General features: G+C 43.3%; 18 protein-coding genes. 6 read left to right on the top strand and 12 right to left on the bottom strand.

What is annotated here, in order from left to right:
* Nucleotides 1–86: 86 nt before the first annotated feature.
* Entirely contained in the window at nt 87–2,198 is a 2,112-nt protein-coding gene (locus tag MHB83_RS02980; RefSeq protein ID WP_268459168.1) for a heterodisulfide reductase-related iron-sulfur binding cluster, read from the bottom strand.
* 143 nt (nt 2,199–2,341) lie between these two features.
* Between MHB83_RS02980 and cls (MHB83_RS02985) the strand changes: the two genes are divergently transcribed.
* From cls (MHB83_RS02985) to MHB83_RS02995, 3 genes are all read left to right on the top strand, one after another.
* Nucleotides 2,342–3,538, top strand: a complete 1,197-nt coding sequence (gene cls, locus MHB83_RS02985; RefSeq protein ID WP_342496623.1) for a cardiolipin synthase — start codon at nt 2,342–2,344, stop codon at nt 3,536–3,538.
* 12 nt (nt 3,539–3,550) lie between these two features.
* Nucleotides 3,551–4,513 carry a UV DNA damage repair endonuclease UvsE gene (uvsE, locus tag MHB83_RS02990; protein ID WP_137054265.1) on the top strand — a complete coding sequence of 321 codons (963 nt, stop codon included), beginning with the start codon at nt 3,551–3,553 and terminating at the stop codon, nt 4,511–4,513.
* A 73-nt stretch (nt 4,514–4,586) separates the two neighbouring features.
* On the top strand, nt 4,587–4,841 hold the full coding sequence (locus MHB83_RS02995) for a hypothetical protein (protein ID WP_003215306.1): 255 nt from the start codon (nt 4,587–4,589) through the stop codon (nt 4,839–4,841).
* Between the two features lie 29 nt (nt 4,842–4,870).
* On the opposite strand, the gene MHB83_RS03000 is transcribed toward MHB83_RS02995, so the two are convergent.
* The 3 genes from MHB83_RS03000 to cls (MHB83_RS03010) all read right to left on the bottom strand — a co-directional run bounded on the left by MHB83_RS03000 (nt 4,871) and on the right by cls (MHB83_RS03010) (nt 9,271).
* Entirely contained in the window at nt 4,871–5,869 is a 999-nt protein-coding gene (locus MHB83_RS03000; protein ID WP_342496624.1) for a S66 peptidase family protein, read from the bottom strand.
* Between the two features lie 78 nt (nt 5,870–5,947).
* Nucleotides 5,948–7,663 carry an ABC transporter ATP-binding protein gene (locus MHB83_RS03005; protein ID WP_050944708.1) on the bottom strand — a complete coding sequence of 572 codons (1,716 nt, stop codon included), beginning with the start codon at nt 7,661–7,663 and terminating at the stop codon, nt 5,948–5,950.
* Between the two features lie 105 nt (nt 7,664–7,768).
* A complete protein-coding gene (gene cls / locus MHB83_RS03010) occupies nt 7,769–9,271 on the bottom strand; it encodes a cardiolipin synthase (RefSeq protein ID WP_050944457.1) in 1,503 nt (500 codons plus the stop codon).
* Nucleotides 9,272–9,423: 152 nt separating this feature from the next.
* On the opposite strand from cls (MHB83_RS03010), the gene MHB83_RS03015 reads away from it, so the two are divergent.
* Nucleotides 9,424–10,395 (top strand): S66 peptidase family protein, encoded by a 972-nt coding sequence (locus MHB83_RS03015; RefSeq protein WP_342496625.1) that lies wholly within the window; start codon nt 9,424–9,426, stop codon nt 10,393–10,395.
* Nucleotides 10,396–10,808: 413 nt separating this feature from the next.
* Here MHB83_RS03015 and argS read toward each other — a convergent pair whose 3' ends face one another.
* From argS to speE, 5 genes are all read right to left on the bottom strand, one after another.
* Nucleotides 10,809–12,482 (bottom strand): arginine--tRNA ligase, encoded by a 1,674-nt coding sequence (gene argS / locus MHB83_RS03020; RefSeq protein ID WP_050944459.1) that lies wholly within the window; start codon nt 12,480–12,482, stop codon nt 10,809–10,811.
* Nucleotides 12,479–12,901 (bottom strand): DUF1934 family protein, encoded by a 423-nt coding sequence (locus MHB83_RS03025; RefSeq protein ID WP_003215400.1) that lies wholly within the window; start codon nt 12,899–12,901, stop codon nt 12,479–12,481. Before MHB83_RS03025 ends, argS begins: the two co-directional genes overlap by 4 nt.
* 124 nt (nt 12,902–13,025) lie before the next feature.
* A complete protein-coding gene (locus MHB83_RS03030) occupies nt 13,026–13,421 on the bottom strand; it encodes a hypothetical protein (protein WP_342496626.1) in 396 nt (131 codons plus the stop codon).
* A gap of 29 nt (nt 13,422–13,450) precedes the next feature.
* Complete coding sequence (gene speB, locus MHB83_RS03035; RefSeq protein WP_003214818.1) at nt 13,451–14,323, bottom strand: agmatinase; 873 nt, start codon at nt 14,321–14,323, stop codon at nt 13,451–13,453.
* Between the two features lie 69 nt (nt 14,324–14,392).
* Nucleotides 14,393–15,223 (bottom strand): spermidine synthase, encoded by an 831-nt coding sequence (gene speE, locus MHB83_RS03040; protein ID WP_003214614.1) that lies wholly within the window; start codon nt 15,221–15,223, stop codon nt 14,393–14,395.
* A 224-nt stretch (nt 15,224–15,447) separates the two neighbouring features.
* Between speE and MHB83_RS03045 the strand changes: the two genes are divergently transcribed.
* Complete coding sequence (locus MHB83_RS03045; RefSeq protein ID WP_137054258.1) at nt 15,448–17,517, top strand: transglycosylase domain-containing protein; 2,070 nt, start codon at nt 15,448–15,450, stop codon at nt 17,515–17,517.
* 125 nt (nt 17,518–17,642) lie between these two features.
* Here the strand turns inward: MHB83_RS03045 and MHB83_RS03050 are convergent, their stop codons facing one another.
* Nucleotides 17,643–18,161 carry a YwhD family protein gene (locus tag MHB83_RS03050; RefSeq protein WP_050944462.1) on the bottom strand — a complete coding sequence of 173 codons (519 nt, stop codon included), beginning with the start codon at nt 18,159–18,161 and terminating at the stop codon, nt 17,643–17,645.
* Nucleotides 18,162–18,173: 12 nt separating this feature from the next.
* A complete protein-coding gene (locus MHB83_RS03055; RefSeq protein ID WP_223251196.1) occupies nt 18,174–18,830 on the bottom strand; it encodes a site-2 protease family protein in 657 nt (218 codons plus the stop codon).
* Nucleotides 18,831–18,943: 113 nt separating this feature from the next.
* On the opposite strand from MHB83_RS03055, the gene MHB83_RS03060 reads away from it, so the two are divergent.
* On the top strand, nt 18,944–19,129 hold the full coding sequence (locus MHB83_RS03060; protein WP_050944463.1) for a 2-hydroxymuconate tautomerase: 186 nt from the start codon (nt 18,944–18,946) through the stop codon (nt 19,127–19,129).
* A gap of 49 nt (nt 19,130–19,178) precedes the next feature.
* Here MHB83_RS03060 and MHB83_RS03065 read toward each other — a convergent pair whose 3' ends face one another.
* Entirely contained in the window at nt 19,179–19,997 is an 819-nt protein-coding gene (locus MHB83_RS03065; RefSeq protein ID WP_342496627.1) for a zinc-dependent metalloprotease, read from the bottom strand.
* Nucleotides 19,998–20,094: the final 97 nt, after the last annotated feature.

Consider the following 20,094-nt stretch of genomic DNA (forward strand, 5'->3'; position numbering starts at 1 on the left):
TTGTTACCGCTTACATATTGTCTAAACAGCAGATGTACAGCGCCATGTATAAGCCGATGAACATTCTATTCATCGGCCTGTTTTGTTTACGAAACCTGCTTTCCAGCCTCGCCAAACACTGATTTTTCAAGAAGCTCTGCGACATCAAATGTACCTACCTGATCCTCTACTTCCTTTGCCTTCGTGCCATCTCCCAGCATCGTTAAGCAATAAGGACACCCTGAGCTAATGATGGACGGCTGCACCTGTAACGCCTGCTCCGTTCGGGCAGTGTTAATTCGGGTACCTGTCTCTTCTTCCATCCACATTAAGCCCCCTCCTGCACCGCAGCACATACCAGTTTCACGATGACGTTCCATTTCTCTCAGCGTCACACCAGGGATGGCTTTTAAAATGTCTCTCGGCGGATCATACACTTCGTTATATCTGCCTAGGTAGCAAGAGTCGTGGAAGGTGATGACCTCATTCACTTCATGTACAGGCGTTAGCTTCCCTTCTTTCACTAGCTCTGCCAGTAATTCTGTATGATGGTACACTTCTGCCTCAAGTCCGAAGTCTGGATACTCATTTTTAAATAAATTATAGGCGTGCGGATCAACCGTAACGATCTTTGTGACACCGTTTTTCTGGAATTCTTCAATGTTTTTCGCAGCAAGCTCTTGGAATAAAAATTCGTTTCCAAGCCTTCTTGGTGTATCGCCAGAGTTTTTCTCCTTATTTCCTAGAATGGCAAAGGAGACTCCTGCTTCGTTGAGAAGCTTTGCAAAGGCAAGCGCAATCTTTTGGCTTCGATTGTCATATGCTCCCATTGAACCAACCCAGAATAAATAATCGAAGGTTTGATCTGCTTTTTTCAGCTCTTTTACTGTCGGCACGTGCACATCTTCTCTCAGTTCACGCCAATTTTCTCTTTCTTTCCGGTTCAATCCCCACGGGTTCCCTTGGCGCTCTATACTTGTCATGGCACGCTGTGCATCTGCATCCATTTTCCCTTCGGTCAGCACAAGATATCTGCGCATATCAATAATCTTGTCGACGTGTTCATTCATGACAGGGCATTGGTCTTCACAGTTTCGGCACGTCGTACATGCCCAAATTTCTTCCTCTGTAATGACTTCACCAATAAGAGAAGGATGATACATCGAGCTGGCAGCCGATTCCTCTGCACCTGCTCCTCTCGCCTGAAGCGCCAGCTGATTTCCTGTTGTCTGCCTGAAGGCAAGCTGCGGAACCCAAGGCGTCTTCGATGTAATGGCGGCCCCTTTATTGGTTAAATGATCTCTTAGCCTTAAAATCAAATCCATAGGAGACAGCATTTTCCCTGTACCTGTTGCTGGGCACATATTTGTGCAGCGCCCGCATTCCACACAGGCGTAAAGGTCGATCAGCTGTGACTGACGGAAGTCTTCAATTTTTCCCACACCGAAGGTCTCTTGTGTCTCATCTTCAAAATCAATTTTTTGCAGCTTGCCTGGCGGGTCTAATCTGCTGGCAAATACGTTCACCGGTCCTGCAATGAGGTGAGCATGCTTTGACTGCGGGACATACACTAAGAATGTCAGCAAAATCAGGAGATGCACCCACCATGCGACATAAAAAACGACCGTTGCCGCAAGAGGTGAAATACCGCCCAGCAAGAAAGCAACACTGGATGCGATTGGCTCAGTTGGTGATAAAGAGTGTCCATGCCAGATGATATTCATCCCGTTCCCAAGTAAAACGGTCAGCATCAAGCCGCCAATAAATAAAAGCACTAGACCGGATTTAAAGCCACGCTTTAAACGGACAAGCTTCTCCACATACCTTCTATGGAACGCCCAAACAACAGCTACTAAAATGAGAAGTGTGACTACCTCTTGGAAAAAGGTAAAGACACCGTAAAGCGGACCTAAAGGGAGTCCGCTATCTGGAACGAGTCCCTTCATAATAAAATCAAGGGCTCCGAACTGTACAAGGATAAATCCGTAGAAAAACAGCACATGAATGATGCCGCTCTTCTTGTCCTTTAACAGCTTCTTTTGCCCAAATACATTGACCCAAACACGCTCTAAGCGTTTTTTCATGTCTTGTTGGAACTCTTCTTTTTTGCCAAGACGAATGTACGCTGCTCGTGTTCGAATGAGATAAATAAACAAATACACAGCGTAAGCGGTCACCGCCGCAAATGCGATCATGTTCATGATTAAAAGGCTATTCATCTTGCTCCCCCTTTCATTCCCCAAAACCCACTTTGTTCCGTTTCTATGTTGTACCTCTATCATAAATAATGAATGAGTATTCAGTCAATATTTTTTACACGTTTGGGTACACTATTGAAATATGCAAAAAAGGAGGAAGCAACATGATCGCATTGATCATCCTACTCGTACTCATTGTCATCGTTTGCCTCATATTGTTAGACCTTTATATGGGAAAAAAATATTTTTCTACCCGCGCTTTTGAACGATCTTTTGATCAAACAAGCGGTGATGCCGCCTTTTATCATGATGGCGAACCACTCTTTGATCAGCTGCTCACCGATATTCAGCACGCCTCTTCTTCTATTCATATGATGTTCTTTATTGTAAAGAACGACAAGATTGGTCAAAGGGTGTTACAAGCTTTGAAAACAAAAGCGGAACAAGGGGTTTCAGTCTTTTTGCTGACCGATCGACTAGGGTCCTATCCGTTTGATCAAAAGTCCATCGACATGCTAGAGAAAAGTGGCATCCAATTTTACTTTTTAAATAAGCCTCGTTTCCCTTTTTTGATTTATCGGTTAAACATGAGAAATCATCGTAAAATCACGGTGATTGATGGAAAGATTGGCTATATTGGCGGGTTTAATATTGGCGATGAATATGTTGGGAAAAAGGGTCGGTTTGGCATTTGGAAGGATTATCATTTGCGCATGACGGGGCAAGTTGTCGCAGATCTCCAGCATGTGTTTTTGAATGATTTATACCGGACATCTGGCATTCATCAGCTGCAATATGAGGTTTTTCCTGCTTTGGAACCGGGAACACTACAATGCACAACACGCGCGACTGCTGGTTTTTCTTTAGAAGCTTTGTTCCTCAAAGATATTCAGCAGGCGAGGAAACAGATCATCATCTGTACGCCTTACTTTATTCCATCTGCTCCTCTTCTGAGTGCACTGCTTGATGCACGCAAGCGAGGCGTTACGGTTGAAATCATCATCCCAATGAAAGCAGATCATCCACTCGTCAAAGAGGCTGGATTTCATTATTTGAAGGACCTCATTGCCTCCGGCTGCCTTGTTTATCGTTTTTATAAAGGATTTTATCATGCGAAAGCCATTCTAATTGACCAGAGACGCTGTATGATCAGTACGGCAAATTTTGATAAACGCAGCTTGTTTTTAAACGAGGAAGTAGACGTCGCCATTGATGATACCGATTTTACTGCCCACGTAGAGGAAAAGATTCGCGAGCACATAGAAGTGTCTGAGCTTATGACAGAAGAGAAATTGGCACAGCGTCCGCTTCTGTCACGTCCGCTGGAATGGGTTGCCGCCATGTTCTCTTATTTTTTATAAAGGAGATGACCTATGCGTTATCGATTCGGTTATGTATCCAATGCCGTCACCTTGTGGGAGGCTTCTCCTGCCAAGTCGCTGACCTTTGCAAGATACAGCAAGCTCTCAAAGGAAGAAGGAAAAGAGGCGTTATTACGAACAACAAAGGCCAATCTCGTGAATACATTAAGAACGCTTTATTTCGCCATTGCTCATGATATCCCGCTTTACCGTTTTTCGAGTTCGATCGTCCCGCTTGCGACCCATCCCGAGGTACGATGGGACTTTGTGACACCTTTTCAAAAGGAGTTTCTTGGAATTGGCGAGTTGGTGAAACGGCATGGGCTTCGTGTGAGCTTTCACCCCAATCAGTTCACTTTGTTTACTAGCCCCAAGCCTTCAATCACAGAAAATGCCGTGATCGACATGGCGTACCATTATCAAATGCTTGAGGCGATGAAGCTTGAAAAGGAAGGGTATATGAACATTCATGTGGGCGGTGCGTACGGTGATAAAGATTCGGCGCTTCAACGTTTTGATGAAAATATCAAACAGCTACCAGCGCATATCAAGGCGAGGATGACGCTTGAGAATGATGACAAAACGTATACGTCGTTAGAAACGCTTGGTGTATGTGAAAAGCACGGTATTCCCTTTGTTTTTGATTACCATCATCACGTGGCCAATAAAGATGACGATGCCGCGCTTGAAGACATCCTGCCAAGAATGTTCGGCACTTGGACGAGCACTGGTATTCCGCCTAAAATTCATTTATCCTCACCGAAATCAGAAAAAGCCATACGCAGTCATGCAGATGGTGTAGATATGTCCTTTGTCTTACCGCTTTTTCATGCATTAAAACCGTATGGGCGTGATGTAGATTTTATGATTGAGGCGAAGTCAAAGGATCAGGCCCTTCTTAGACTCGTCGAAGAACTGTCTGCGATAAGAGGCAACAAGCGAACCGGCGGAGGAACCATTGAGTGGAAATCATAGAGAAAGGTTTATCTCTGTGCAAACAGGGGTAACAAAGCTATTGTGAGAAAGTAATCAACAGGAGGATATGAAGATGTCTCAGATCTATTCAATCCAAATCGCTGCGAAAGCATTGAATTTACATAAGCTTATTTCTCTTTATGAAAAATGCCACCAGGCTCAACATCGTCTATATGTGTATTCTAAAAAAACAATGTGTAACATCAAGAACATCGTAGAGCTTGAAACCTTCAGGCTCACTCATTTAGAATCTGACTACTTAATTGTCGTAGAGGGAAAAAAAGCGCAAGATCTCTTGCAGCCATTTGAAAAAGAGAAAGTTTCATAAAAAAGAGCAGCCATCAGGCCGCTCTTTTGTTATATCCACTCTTTCATTAACCACACTTGTTTTGAAGCTGCATCCATTTTCACTTGTGCCCCAATTGGCATCGTAAGCATCGGGTGTGTATGGGCACAGTCAAAATCTGCGATGAGCGGTTTCTTTGTCTCTCCAAGCACCTCAAGTAAAATCTCATAAGGTTCTTTGCCCGTTCCCTCATCATCAAACAGCTCATGTTTCCCCAAAAGAATCCCTGATACCCGCTCAAACACTCCATTTACTTTCAATAAAGAGAAGTTTTTTTCTACAACTGAAGCGGTTTTCATGCAATCTTCAATGAGGAGAATGTCTCCTGTTTGGATCGCTGGCATGAATTCACTGCCCCATATGCCGTACATTGCATTCAGGTTTCCGCCGATCAACCTGCCTTCTACCTGTCCTTCTATGACGCACAGCCAATCGTTCGGACGCTGCCCTTTATCACGTGTCTTTTCTTCCCAATTGATTCGTTCATCCGTCCAAAAGGGTGGTTTTTTGATCTGATAAGGAATGGATTGAGGCTGCATCAGGATGTCTTCGAACGACTGATATGTATAAGCAACGAACGGTTCAAACTCCCCAAAAGATGGAACAAGCGCCGGTCCGTAGAATACAGGCAATCCCGTTTTTTCGTAAGCGGCTAAAAGAATCGCTGTCGCATCTGAATAACCGATCATGATTTTCGGATGTTGTTTCAGCAGCTCAAAATCAAGATAAGGCAGCATACTATTTGAATTTGTCCCGCCAATCATTGACATGACGCACGCCAAGTCCTCTCGAGCCATTAGCTCATTCAACTCATTGGCTCGTTCTTGAATTGTACCTGAACGGTAGTGGTCCTCTTTCCCTGTTAATGATCCTGGTACCACAATGAATCCTTTTTGCTCAAGCCACTCCTTCGCCCGCTCATACCTAAGTGGCGAGGTCGCTGATGCAGGACTTGAAGGTGAAAAAATACCGATCTTATCGCCTTTTTGTAATTGCCGAAGCCCCTTCATTCCATCAGATCCTTCCTACACGAGTTTTTTCTATCCTAACAAAAAAAGACCCTTATCAAAAGGGCTTTATCTTTCTTTTTAATGACCAAACTGCGCTTCGTGCAGTCTGCTATATACGCCGCCCATTTGAATTAAATCTTGGTGGCGGCCTTGTTCTTCAATACCTTCCTCTGTCACGACAATGATACGATCGGCGTGTTTAATTGTTGCAAGGCGGTGGGCAATGACGAGTGTCGTCCTGCCGACAGCTAGTTCGCTCAGTGCATCCTGTATGGCTTTTTCTGTTTCTGTATCAAGTGCTGATGTGGCTTCATCTAGAATGAGAATGGACGGGTTTTTCAGGAACATCCGTGCAATTGATAGACGCTGCTTTTGACCGCCTGACAGTTTGACGCCGCGCTCACCTATCACGGTATTTAACCCTTCTGGGAAACGCTGAACGAGTTCCTCTAAATGCGCACTTCTTACAGCCTCCCAAATCTCTGCATCGCTGGCTTCTAAGTTCCCGTACGCAATGTTTTCACGAATGGTGCCTGAGAATAAAAAGACATCCTGCTGCACAATACCGATCTGCTGCCTTAAAGAAGACAATGTCATCGACTTTGTGCTTATACCATCAATCGTGATCTCCCCTTCATCCACATCATAAAAACGAGGCAGCAGACTGCAAATTGTTGATTTCCCCGCTCCTGAAGGGCCGACAAACGCAACCGTCTCTCCTTGTTTGATCTTTAAATCGATATTCTTTAACACATGACTGTGTTCATCGTAGCCAAATGTTACGTTTCGATATTCAATTTCACCTTTCAATCCGTGTACATCACGTGCTCCCTCTGTATCCTTCACATCCGGCTCTGTGTCTAGCAAATCGACATAGCTTTTAAAGCCCGCAATGCCTTTCGGATACATTTCAATGACCGTGTTGATTTTATCAATCGGTCTAAATAAAACATTTGTGATCAGAACAAATGCGATAAAGCCACCTGCCGTTAATTGACCTTGCAGGACAAACCATGTACCTGCGAGAAGGACAAACAGTGTCACAAGACGTGTGAGAATATAGCTAATCGATCCATTGACCGACATAATTTTATAAGAAAGAAGCTTCGCCTTACGAAAACGGTTGTTGTTTTCCGCAAAACGCTTTTTCTCGAAATGTTCATTGGCAAAGGCTTGAACAAGACGAATGCCCCCGATATTGTTTTCAACCCTCGCATGAAAGTCTCCAATGTCATTGTTGAGCTGTGTAATCGCCTTCGTCATCTTTTTATTAAAATGTAGGGCGAGCCAAATAATGACAGGCATGATGAGGAAGGTTAAAATGGCCAGCTGCCAGTTAATCATCAGCATGACTGCAAAGGCACCAAGAATCGTCATAATCGCTATAAACAAATCTTCAGGACCGTGATGCGCCACTTCTCCAATGTACATGAGGTCGTTTGTCATCCGTGACATGAGCTTCCCCGTTTTGTTGTTGTCAAAGAATTTAAAGGATAGTCGCTGAAAGTGATCAAACAGCTTTTTCCTCATATCTGTTTCAATATTGATGCCAAGCATATGCCCCCAATACGACACAATAAATTGCATAACCGAGCTGAGGGCATAAATGACAAACAGCGCAAGTGCCGTCCAGACAATGACTGTCCAGTTCCCTGTTGGCAACAATGTATCAATGAAGTAGTTCACGATAAGCGGGAAACCCAGTTCCATCAATCCAACGGCGACAGCGCAAAAGAAATCTAAAAAGAACAGACCTCGATAGGGCCTGTAATAGGCGAAAAAGCGTTTTAACATATGTAAAAGAACCTCATTTCCTCTATAATTGATAATCATTTTCAATTATAGAGGAATCCTCTTCAAAATACTAGATTAGGAAATGATTTCTTTGACTAGAAATCCTCATAGAACGCCAGAAAACAACCGAGCAAATGATTCCTTTAATCGCTCTTTTAAGCCTCTTTTATAAAAATGAACAGGTCCCATTTGCTCACATTCTTTCATATCTTCTTCATAATGTGCCATCAGCTGCTCAATAGGCTTTTTCGCGGCCGTAAAGACGTTGACCTCAAAATTGAGCTGAAAGCTTCTCATATCCACATTTGCGGTACCGACAGAGGCAAGTTCTCCATCTGCAATCATCACTTTTTGATGCATGAAGCCCTTTTGGTAGTGATACACCTTGATGCCCTCTTTTAGGAGCTCAGAAAAATAGGACCGTGTGGCGTATTGTGTGAGAAAGCCATCATTGATCTCCGGAACCATCACCCGGACATCCACCCCTCTTGTCGCAGCAATTTTCAATGCCGTACGAAGGGATTCATTTGGGACAAAATAAGGTGTCGCAATCCAGACAAATTGTTTCGCATTTGAGATGAGTGCATCATATAAATCACTCATACTTTCTTTCATATCGGGTCCAGTTGGTACAACCTGAATGACATCCTCTCCCGTCACAGGATGCGGCGTATGATATTTCGGATCATCAATTAATACTTCATCTGAAACATACTCCCAGTCGAGCATAAACACAGAGTGAAGGGTTTGGACAGCCTCACCCTTTAACATCGTATGCGTATCACGCCAAAAACCGATATTTTCATCACGTCCGACATATTCTTTTCCGACATTTAACCCGCCAACAAATCCTGTCTTCCCATCAATGATCACGATTTTTCGGTGATTGCGGAAATTGATTTTTTGATTAAAGAAACCATATTTTAAAGGCAGAAATGGAGCGACCTTGACTCCTGCCTGCTTCAAGCGTTTAATATCTTTTCGGGAGAAGCGAATGCTGCCAGCCGCATCATAGATGAAGCGAACCTCTACCCCTTCTTTCACTTTTTCTATCAAAATCTCCATCATCCGGTGCCCGAGGAAATCTGATTTGAACATGTAGTATTCTATATGGATGAACGATTTTGCCTTTTTTAATTCTTCAAAAATACGGGGAAACGTCTCCTCCCCATTTTTTAAAATGTCCATATCACTATTTGTGTTCACATGCATGCCTGTTGCTTTTTCTGTGTAATGAAAAAAAGTCCGCTGATTTTCGGTTAGACTTGATTCATCCGGCTTGCTCTCAAGCTCAGATATTCTGCGTAGTTTTTCACGGTTGTACATTCTTTTTGATTTGAATAAATGACCTTTCACATAGAGCTGTCCCGAGAACAAATAAAACATATAGCCAATGATTGGGAAAAAGATTAGCACATACATCCATAAGAGTGTGTGCTGTGATGTACGGTTCTCTAGCATGAGCGAGATGATACTAAATAAAATAATGGCGATATAAACTGCTGCGTACAACTGGACACTCCACGCCGGCACCGGCCACCAATACACCACATATGCCCCGAATATCATAAAATATAAAAATAAAAATTCCAGTCTCCTCTTTTTCACATTCTTCGCCCTCATTCTGTCTTTTTCTTTTCCATACCCTTTGCACAGCTTGTATGAAACGCACGGTCCACTTCTTTCTTCTAGCTTTTACAGACTTGGACCATTTGATCCGATATAATGGATAAATATGTGATGGAAAGGAAGATTTGTTTATGCATACACCACCTCCTTTAAAAAAAGGCAGTCATCTTCGTGTCATTGCCCCAAGCCGAAGTGCCAGCATTTTATCAAAAGAAGGAATCGCTCAGGCAAAAAAGCGTTTAGAGATGTTAGGTTTCACTGTTTCCTTTGGACAGCACACGTTTGAATGTGACCTTCACTCCTCTTCATCTATTGAGCACCGCTTGTCTGATCTGCATGAGGCGTTCATGGATGATGAAGTTGACGGTATTTTGACAGCAATCGGAGGCTTCAATTGCAATGAGCTCTTACCTTATATTGATTACGACTTGATTCGTCAGCACCCTAAAGTCCTTTGCGGCTACAGTGATATTACCGCACTTGCAAGTGCTATTACTGCCAAATGTGAGATGGTGACATACTCTGGACCCCATTTCTCCAGCTTTCAAATGGAACAGGGACAAGAGGAGCAGACCGCTATGTTTCAAGCCTGCTTGATGAATGACGGTGAGTCTTTTAATGTGAATCCTTCGACAAAGTGGAGTGATGATGCGTGGTATCTTGATCAAGCGAACAGGCAGTTTCATCCGACGAAATGGGGAATATATCAGGAAGGAACAGCCGAAGGTACCTTGTATGGCGGGAACCTTTGTACACTGAACTTACTGCAAGGGACGTCGTTTATGCCTCATATTAAGGATGCCATCTTATTTGTGGAGGATGATGATTTGGTTTTCCCTGAAATGTTCGCCAGAGACCTCACATCCCTCTTACAGCATGCAGAATCCATTAAAGGGCTGATCATCGGACGCTTTCAGAAGAAATCAAAGATGACAGAGGAACATTTGAGATTTATCCTAGATAAGCACCCAATGCTCAAACACATTCCAGTGATCTACGATGTCGATATCGGACATACTCAGCCGGTCTTCACCTTACCGATTGGCGGAAACGTTCAGCTAGCGTGTGAAAATGGAGACGTGAAACTGCGTATTCATTCATAACTAATAAAAGCCAAAAAGCACCCGAATATGTGGTGCTTTTTTCTATGCCACCAACTTTTTTAAAAATTTTTTAGAAAAAGTGATCCAACCCTCCATCCCCTTCGTTAAGTAGATGTAAAAAGAAAAGAGAGGAGGCAAAAACATGTTTTCTGATGTACTTAGCCAATTATTCGATTCTATCTCTAACATTATTAATACACTTGGATAATTCTAATTAACGCACACATACTACATGCTTACCGAAGGGAGGATGCACTCTATGTTTTCTGATGTACTTAGCCAATTATTTGATTCTATTTCTAACATTATTAATACGCTTGGGTAATGTTCAACATCCGCTGTCCTTAGAAGATAGCGGGTGTTTTTTCATATTAAAAAGCCCCACTCCTATAGTAGAGCGGGGCTTATTTGTATTACATCTTTTCCGGAGCCGATACGCCAATGAGTTTTAATGCATTCGCAAGCGTAATTTGTGTTGCTTTCATGAGTGAAAGACGTGCTGTTGTTTTTGTTTCGTTTTCTACATCAATGACCTTCTCGGCATTGTAGAAGCTGTGAAGGGCTGATGCAAGGTCATAAATATAGTTTGTCACACGGTGCGGAATACGCTTTTCAGCTGCTTCTGCTACAACTTCTGGGAAGCTGCCAATGATTTTGAGAAGATCGTATTCTTTTTCCGATTGAATGTGAGAGAAATCTGCTTTTTCAAGGTTTGGCTCGTAGCCTTTTTCTTCCCCTTGACGCAGCATGCTGCAAATTCTCGCATGGGCATATTGTGCGTAGTACACAGGGTTTTCGTTAGACGTAGAAATCGCTAAGTCTAGGTCAAAGTCCATATGTGTCGCCGCACTTCTCATCGCGAAGAAATAACGAGTGGCATCTAGGCCTACTTCTTCAATCAGATCACGCATGGTGACGGCTTTTCCTGTACGTTTACTCATCTTCATCTTTTCACCGTTTTTGTATAGGTGAACGAGCTGAATGATTTCTACTTCAAGCTTGCCAGCAGGATATCCAAGTGCTTGAATCGCCGCTTTCATTCGAGGGATATAGCCGTGATGGTCCGCTCCCCAAATGTTAATGAGCTGATCAAAGCCTCTGTCTAATTTGTCTTTATGATATGCGATATCTGGAAGCAAGTAAGTGAAGCTGCCGTCTTTTTTAATAAGCACGCGGTCCTTGTCATCGCCAAAATCAGTTGAACGCAGCCACGTTGCGCCGTCTTCTTCAAAGACATAGCCTTTAGCGCGAAGTGTTTCCAGCGCTGGTTCGATTTTACCGTTTTCATATAAAGAGGTTTCTGAATACCATACATCAAATGGGACACGGAAATTCTCAAGGTCTACACGTAATTTCTCTAACTCATATTTTAAGCCGTATTCACGGAAGAACATCATACGCTCTTCTTCTGGCTCATGCACGAAACGGTCACCAAATTCATCTGCCAGCTTTTGCCCGATGCCTTTGATGTCTTCTCCTCTATAACCGTCTTCAGGCATCTCTTTTTCAAGACCGAGCGCCTCAAAGTAACGTACCTCTACAGATAAAGCGAGGTTATTGATCTGATTGCCTGCATCGTTGATATAGTATTCACGGCTCACCTCGAACCCTGCTTTATCAAGGATGTTGCAAAGAGAATCACCTACAGCTGCTCCGCGGGCATGTCCAAGGTGAAGGTCACCTGTTGGGTTGGCTGAGACGAATTCAACTTGCACCTTTTGGCCGCCGCCTGTATTCGTTTCACCATATGCCTCTTTTGCTTCAAGGACAGCTGGGATCAGCTTTGTTAAATACTGATTGTTCATATAAATATTAATGAACCCTGGACCTGCGATATCCAGTTTTTCAATAGAAGCTTTCCCTTTATCAAACGCTTTGACAATGTCCTCTGCGATTTGACGAGGTGCTTTTTTTGCAATGCGGGCAAGCTGCATCGCCATGTTGGTGGAGTAATCACCGTGAGTTTTATCTTTCGGCACTTCTAAAAGGACATCTGGTACCTGGCTTTCATCAGCAAGTCCTGCTTTGACGACTGCCGCAATAATTTCTTCCTTTAACGCATCTTTGACCTGTTCTGCGATATTCATGAACGTAAATCCTCCTTATACGAAATCGATAATGTATGTAAATGCTTTTGATCTTCCCCTGTCAGCATATCGTACGTAATGTGCAGCAGTCCCTTGTCCACATCGAGATCAATGCCATGTGTGTGTACATCAAGCTGTAGTGTACCGAATGGCATCGTGTAATGTGTGACGGTCGTTTCTCCAATGAGAAAGCGCTGCTTCATTTGAATGGCCCCTGATCTCATGACAAAAATTTCTTTTTCACTCATTTTCACAACGGTTTTTACTTGACCCATTTCATGTTCTTCATGGTAAGTGAGATACGTTTTGTCATTCTTTTCTTGATACGTTCCAGTCGTGCGGAATTCGATCGTTTCAGCCGGCTCCGTCTCTGGTTTCATCACTGACTTTACATGAATTGAAATTTGGTTTTGTGTCATTTTGCACTTCCTTTGCTAAGACCCGTTTAACTAAAATAGTATACCATATTCATGATCGCCTATCATACCATCATTTCTCTTCTTCACTGCGATTAAACTTCGTTTTTGATCCTACACCATCCCTTTAGAAAAAAAGAAACAGGAAACTCACTAATACCGCCAATCCAGCCTTTACGCCCATGTCTTTTCTTTTGATTAAATAAAAAAGAGCTTGTACGCCTGAACTTGCCAAAAATGCCTGAAAAAAATCAAATGGCACGATCTGTGCTCGCTTAAATACCACCTGCATGAATAACGCAATGGCCGTCAGATAAAAAAGCCTCGATCTTGAAACAACCCCAACATCTCTTCCTTTGCTTCTTTTTTCGAAGCAAAAACGGGCGGCGCAGCTGCGAGCTCTCGTTTCAGCGTGAGAAAACCCGCCGCTAACACACAAAAGACGAGAAGCACCATCAATATAGAAGAAAACATGAACTGCCTCCTTTATTTTTTGATCCATGTAAAAAAAGAGCTTGTCCACATGAGATGACAAGCTCCTCTATCAAGGTGTTATTTCACAAATCCAAGCAGCATTTCGCGTAAAAGCTTGCTCGCTGTATTCGCTGTTTGGTCGGAATGATCGTATACAGGTGCTACCTCTACAAGGTCTGCACCGACTACTTGAACCTCAGATCCTGCAATGGCATGAATGGATGCAAGCAGCTCTTTTGATGTAATACCGCCAGCATCCACCGTGCCTGTACCAGGTGCATGAGCTGGGTCGAGTACATCAATGTCGATCGTCACATAAACTGGACGCCCCTTCAGCTTTGGCAATACTTGCTTCAACGGCTCCAGCACTTCAAATTTAGAAATGTGCATGCCCGCTTCTTTTGCCCATTCAAATTCTTCCTTCATCCCAGAACGAATCCCAAAAGAGAACACATTCTCAGGTCCAATGAGTCCTGCTACTTTACGAATCGGGGTAGAATGAGACAGAGGCTCACCCTCGTATTCCTCACGAAGATCCGTATGTGCGTCCATATGGATAATCGCCAAATCAGGATATTTCTTATGCATCGCGCGGAAAACCGGCCAAGACACAAGATGCTCGCCGCCCATTCCTAATGGAAACTTCCCTTTTTCTAAAATGCTGTCGACATACTCTTCAATTAAGTCCAAGCTTTTCTGAGCATTTCCAAAAGGAAGCGGAATGTCACCGGCATCAAAGAATGGTACTTCGTGCAGCTCACGATCTAAATAAGGACTGTATTCTTCTAATCCAATCGAAACTTCACGAATACGGTTTGGACCAAAACGTGAGCCTGGTCTATAACTGACGGTCCAATCCATCGGCATACCGTATAAAATGACTTTTGCATCTTCCCATGTCGGATGACTTCCAATAAACACTTTTCCTGAATAAGCCTCGTCGAATCTCATGCAAGATTCCTCCTTTTACGCTTCAAAAAATGCGCAAACTGTTATTTGCGCATTTCCTCTTCGCTTCATTTATTTGATTAAGTCGCTCACAAATTTCGGCAGAACGAATGCTGCTTTGTGCAATTCTTTTGTGTAATATTTAGTGTCAATATCAAAGAAACGGCTATCTTCTACAGCAAGTGGATCATATTTTTTTGAACCGATGGTAAATGTCCAAAGACCACTTGGATACGTTGGAATATTTGCTGTGTAAAGCTTCGTGATTGGGAAAATCTCTTTCACATCACGCTGTACATTTGTAATCAGCTCAGGTGTGAACCAAGGGTTGTCCGTTTGTGCCACGAAAATACCGTCTTCTTTGAGTGCTTTTGAAATTCCTGCGTAAAATCCTTTAGAGAACAGGTTCACAGCTGGTCCAACTGGTTCAGTTGAGTCCACCATGATAACATCGTACTCATTGTCAGCTTCAGCAATATGCATAAAGCCGTCCCCAACTTTGACATCTACACGAGGATCGTCTAGTTTCCCAGCAATCGAAGGAAGGAATTTTTTCGAGTATTCGATGACTTTGCCGTCAATATCAACAAGTGTCGCTTTTTTCACACTTGGATGCTTCAGGATTTCACGAATGACACCGCCGTCTCCTCCACCTACGACAAGAACATTTTCTGGGTTTGGATGAGTGAAAAGAGGAACATGTGCCACCATTTCGTGGTATACAAACTCATCTTTCTCAGACGTCATCACCATACCGTCTAAAAACAGCATATTGCCAAACTCTTCTGTTTCCACCATTTCTAAATGCTGAAAATCTGTTTGTTCTGTGTGAAGGGTTTTGTTCACCTTCAAAGTAATACCAAAATTCTTCGTTTGCTTCTCTGTATACCAAAGTTCGCTCATTGTCCATCTTCCTCTCATCCAATAATAAACAAACATCTATTGTTAGCGCCTTTAACGGCTATGACTATATCGATTGTCCAAGAAAAAAGTATAGTGGATTCATATCAAATTGTAAAGAACCGCATGAGTTCTCTTCAATTTTAATGCACGCTCTTGCAATCATTTGTTTAAAACGGTTTTCTTTGTTCCATACTGATAAAAAACCGTCAAAATGGGGGCTTTGCATGGACACAATCATGAGTAATAAAAAAATCCGCATGACCGTGAAAACGATTCGAGCCTGTTTTTTTATTGGCTTGCTCGCTTTTCTATTTGCAGGCACTGTCTTTTTGACGATTCTTTTAATAGCCAAATGGCAAGGCGCCCCTTCTGTTCAAGTTCCCCAATCTACGACGATTTATGCAGCCGATGGTTCAAAGCTTGGAGAATCCAGCTTTGGAGAAAAGAGATATTGGGTGCCCTTAAAGGACATGTCCCCTCATATCAGGCAGGCAGCTGTAGCTGTTGAGGATAAAACCTTTTATGAGCATCATGGCTTTGATGTGAAACGGATGGCGGGTGCTGCAGTGGCTGATATTCGTGCCATGGCTAAGGTACAAGGCGCAAGCACGATCACCCAGCAATATGCACGAAATCTGTATTTAGATCATGATAAAACGTGGAAGCGAAAATGGAATGAAGCCTTTTACACGATTCGCTTAGAGCAAAACTATACAAAAGATGAGATTTTAGAAGGATACTTGAACACCATTTATTATGGTCATGGAGCTTATGGCGTAGAAGCGGCGTCCCGTCTGTATTTCGGGAAAAAAGCGAAGAATTTAACCCTCGCTGAATCTGCCTTACTTGCCGGTATCCCAAAGGGCCCTTCTCTCTACTCCCCTTATGTGAATGAAGAGAAAGCCGGCGCAAGAAAGAATATGATTCTGAGGCACATGCAAGAGGACGGCATGATTACGAAAAAGGCAGCCGCTGAAGCCGCGAAAGAAAAACTGTCCTATCGCCCTTTGCAAAAGAAGCAGCTGCAAGCAAAGCAAGCTCCGTATTTTTATGATGATGTGATTCGTGAGTTGAAACAAAGCTTGGGGTTAACTGAGGAGCAGATCGAAACCTATGGCCTTCATATCCAAACGACTTTAAATCCAGAATTACAGAAAATGGCTGAGAAGACGTTGAAAAGCACAATCTATTCGAAATCAGATATCCAAATCGGCTTTACTGCTATCCATCCCCAAACAGGTCATGTACTCGCCCTCATCGGGGGAAGAGATTATGAGAAAAGTCCATTCAACCGAGTGACACAAGCGAAAAGACAGCCCGGTTCAACAATGAAGCCTCTTCTTTATTACATTGCCTTGCAAAATGGGTTTACACCAGCAACCGTCATGCGCAGTGAAGAAACGGTTTTTGAGCTCGATGATCAAGGAAGCGGTGCTGCTTATTCACCAAGCAATTACCATGGCTATTACGCAAATGATGGCATTACGATGCTTCAAGCCTTGGCGCTGTCTGATAATATTTATGCCGTGAAAACCCATCTATTTTTAGGAATGGAACAGCTTGTACGTGCGGGCAAAACATTTGGCATCAACGAAAAACTAGATCAGGTGCCATCACTTGCCCTAGGCACGTCTCCTGTCAAACCAATTGAAATGACCAATGCTTACGCAATGCTTGTCAATGGCGGAAAACGAGTCAAACCCACCTTTATTACAAAAGTAACGGATGCTAAAGGCAACGTGCTTTTTGAAGAAAAACAAAAACGAGAGCAAGTCCTAGATGAAAAGGCAGCCTTTGTCACCACCGACATGATGTCAGGAATGTTCAATGATCAGTTAAACGGCTATACGAGTGTCACAGGCCGCACCATTATGAAGGATCTCACGCGAACATACGGAGGAAAATCGGGAACGACAGGAGCCGACAGCTGGATGATCGGCTTCTCTCCCCAGCTCGTCACAGGTGTGTGGACAGGCTATGATAAAGGGCGTACCATTGACTCGGTCGAAGAAACAGCCTATGCAAAAAAGATATGGGCATCTTTTATGGAATCAGCCCTCTCCAAACAGCCAGCCTCCTCCTTCATGCCGCCAGACGGCGTAAAAGGTGTGTATATCAATCCAAAAACCGGCGATCTCGCAGGCCCAGGATGTGAATCAAAGGTATTCACCTATTTTATAGAAGGAACGGAGCCGACAGGTGTGTGCTACGGTGCTGAGGATAAATCATCTGAGCAAGATCCAGTTCAAGATCAAAAGCCAAAGAAATGGTGGGAAAAGTGGCTGAAACGTTAAAAAAAGACATGAAAAACCCCGAGATTTACATCTCGGGATTCTCCATGTCCTAGCTTTAACACCAGTTTACTCAAAAACCAGCTGGAATTGGTAATGATCCGCCATTCTTCACAAAAAATTCACAATTATACTGAGACAGACAATCCTTCTTTTAATTCATCTGTGGATGCTTCCCATAGTGCTTCATTATGACTCTTCAAGAAATCAGCCAGCACCTTTTTCGATACATCATCCATATGACTGACGACGATATTTCGCTTCATTGATTTATCCATGAAATTCACATGCTCTGGAAGCGACTTATACCCGCGGCGGATTGAACGGTCGACGGTCATTTCGCAAGCCGTCACACCCGCATAATAAGGACCTTCTTCTCTGCGGTCAATGGTCACCCATACGAGCCAATACGGCTTTCCGTTCGGTACCTCTTCTTTGCTTTTCAAAAATTTAATTCCTTTTTCCACGGCACTTCTTGCATGCATCGCACCAATATCAATGACAGCTTCCTTTTCCTCTACGTCAATGATCACCGGCGAAATGTTATCTAGGCTGAGCGCACCAGCTCCAAAGCCTCCGTGTCCGTCGGTTGCATCTGTTTTTTTAATGATGTTAAAACCAATTGGTTTCTTCTTTTTACCTTCCATTCATTAAACCTCCTAAAGCAGCGGCTTCAAAATAAGATTAAACCATTGAATGATTTGATCCCGCATTCCGATCAATGGACCAAAAACAAACTGTCCTAGCGGCGTGATCACGAATATGAGAAAAATAATGATCCCATATTGTTCGAATTGCGTCATTTTCGCCCGGATACGGGGGCTGACGACGTCCTCAATAATACGATACCCATCCAGCGGCGGAAGTGGCAATAAGTTAAATAGGAACAAAATGACGTTCAAGTTAATAAATATCCGGAAGAAATGATCAACTCCCGGCTCAAAGCGCATGAGCGACTCCCCGCCAAACTTCTGAAGAAGCACGTACACGAAAAAGCCTAGAAACGCCAACACTAAGTTACTTAAAGGGCCAGCAATCGAGACGCAGATTCCTGCTAAGCGCGGGTTTTTAAAATGGTAACGATTGACCGGTACAGGTCTCGCCCAGCCAAACCCGGCGACAAAGATCAAAATCGTCCCAAATACATCGAGATGCTTCAGTGGATTTAATGTGAGTCTCCCTTGGTTTTTAGCTGTCGGGTCGCCGAAACGATACGCAACATATGCATGCGCCAGCTCGTGCATCGTAAATGCAACAACAAGCGTAATGGCGACATATGGAATCAGTTCTAATGGATACACAAGAAATTGGTTCAAAGGCATGAATCCCTCTTTCTTTCTATACAATGATTTACTTCATTCAGTATACTATAAGAAGTCCCTTAAACTAAAGGGAAGCGTAGCATGAAAGGAAAAAGGAGGTTTTCGCATTGCCGATTGTCACCGTACAAATGCTTGAAGGAAGAACAGACGAGCAGAAACGAGCGCTTGTGGAGAAAGTCACTGATGCTGTTGTTGAAACAACAGGCGCAGGTGTAGAAAAAGTCTCTGTCATTATTGAAGAAATGAAAAAAGAACACTATGCCGTAGCAGGAAAACGCATCAGCGACCTGTAAGCATAAAAAAAGGACAAGCACATAGATGTTTGTCCTTTTTTCTCTTATTTTATCTGTACCACGCTTTGTTACGGTTCACTTGATTTTTATGAGCCGCATCAAAGAAATCGACTGTGTAGGAATAATCATAATTCATTAAGCAGACAATGCCGCTTCCTTGAGGGTCGTGCGGTAAGCCAAAGTTATGGCCGTATTCATGCGTAGCCGCTTTTGCTGTATTCGCTGTTCCTTGGTCAAGGTTAACGGCGAATGCACTTCCGCTTGGTGCACTATTGTAGACATAAGCGATTCCGCCAGCATCAAAGTTTGGATTTGCTGTAAATCCAGTGACAAAATCGTATCCTCTGCCATCAAAGCTGCGCGCAAGGTTAGACAAAATTTGCTCTGCATTTGATCCCGAAGACGTCCAAGATCCTACTGCTTGTACGACAAAGTCGACATCATGATCACGGTTAAACGTGACATCTGCTTGCTCGATGATGCTGACAATCCGTGTTTGCCAGTCACTATATTTCGCACGATACTGCGCATCAGCAACCGCATAGACAGTGACCTTCTGACTGCCTGTACTTGCCTTTGTTGAAATAGAATCTCCTGTATTCGCCTTAAAGGTTCTAGAGCCCACCTGCTTACCAGACTCATCTAATACCTTTGTTGTCACATCTCGTTCAATTGGAGGTGCTTTCGTCAAATCTTTAAAATCGTTTGCCTTTGGCAACCCCTCACTAATATGTGTTTCGAACGGCGCATGACCATGATCATGATCATGCCCATGACCAGCACTCGCGACTGGTGCTGAAGCTGAACTTACTCCCGGTAACAAACTACCTACCAATAAAAATGACAAAAAGACTGAACGCTTTTTCATTCCTATCCCTCCTTTGATTTTCACAAAGTTATATATTCACTGAAAATTCACCACTTTCCTTCTATTCAGTCAAAAACAGGGAATTAGATACACAGGA

This window comes from Bacillus sp. FSL K6-3149, from assembly GCF_038630515.1.
GTDB lineage: Bacteria > Bacillota > Bacilli > Bacillales > Bacillaceae > Bacillus > Bacillus pumilus.

Excerpts from the sequence above, each read along its gene's own strand:
- MHB83_RS02980 (WP_268459168.1), bottom strand. The coding sequence starts at position 2,198 with ATGAATAGCCTTTTAATCATGAACATGATCGCATTTGCGGCGGTGACC.
- cls (WP_342496623.1), top strand. The coding sequence starts at position 2,342 with ATGATCGCATTGATCATCCTACTCGTACTCATTGTCATCGTTTGCCTC.
- uvsE (WP_137054265.1), top strand. The coding sequence starts at position 3,551 with ATGCGTTATCGATTCGGTTATGTATCCAATGCCGTCACCTTGTGGGAG.
- MHB83_RS02995 (WP_003215306.1), top strand. The coding sequence starts at position 4,587 with ATGTCTCAGATCTATTCAATCCAAATCGCTGCGAAAGCATTGAATTTA.
- MHB83_RS03000 (WP_342496624.1), bottom strand. The coding sequence starts at position 5,869 with ATGAAGGGGCTTCGGCAATTACAAAAAGGCGATAAGATCGGTATTTTT.
- MHB83_RS03005 (WP_050944708.1), bottom strand. The coding sequence starts at position 7,663 with ATGTTAAAACGCTTTTTCGCCTATTACAGGCCCTATCGAGGTCTGTTC.
- MHB83_RS03015 (WP_342496625.1), top strand. The coding sequence starts at position 9,424 with ATGCATACACCACCTCCTTTAAAAAAAGGCAGTCATCTTCGTGTCATT.
- argS (WP_050944459.1), bottom strand. The coding sequence starts at position 12,482 with ATGAATATCGCAGAACAGGTCAAAGATGCGTTAAAGGAAGAAATTATT.
- MHB83_RS03025 (WP_003215400.1), bottom strand. The coding sequence starts at position 12,901 with ATGACACAAAACCAAATTTCAATTCATGTAAAGTCAGTGATGAAACCA.
- speB (WP_003214818.1), bottom strand. The coding sequence starts at position 14,323 with ATGAGATTCGACGAGGCTTATTCAGGAAAAGTGTTTATTGGAAGTCAT.
- speE (WP_003214614.1), bottom strand. The coding sequence starts at position 15,223 with ATGAGCGAACTTTGGTATACAGAGAAGCAAACGAAGAATTTTGGTATT.
- MHB83_RS03045 (WP_137054258.1), top strand. The coding sequence starts at position 15,448 with ATGGACACAATCATGAGTAATAAAAAAATCCGCATGACCGTGAAAACG.
- MHB83_RS03050 (WP_050944462.1), bottom strand. The coding sequence starts at position 18,161 with ATGGAAGGTAAAAAGAAGAAACCAATTGGTTTTAACATCATTAAAAAA.
- MHB83_RS03065 (WP_342496627.1), bottom strand. The coding sequence starts at position 19,997 with ATGAAAAAGCGTTCAGTCTTTTTGTCATTTTTATTGGTAGGTAGTTTG.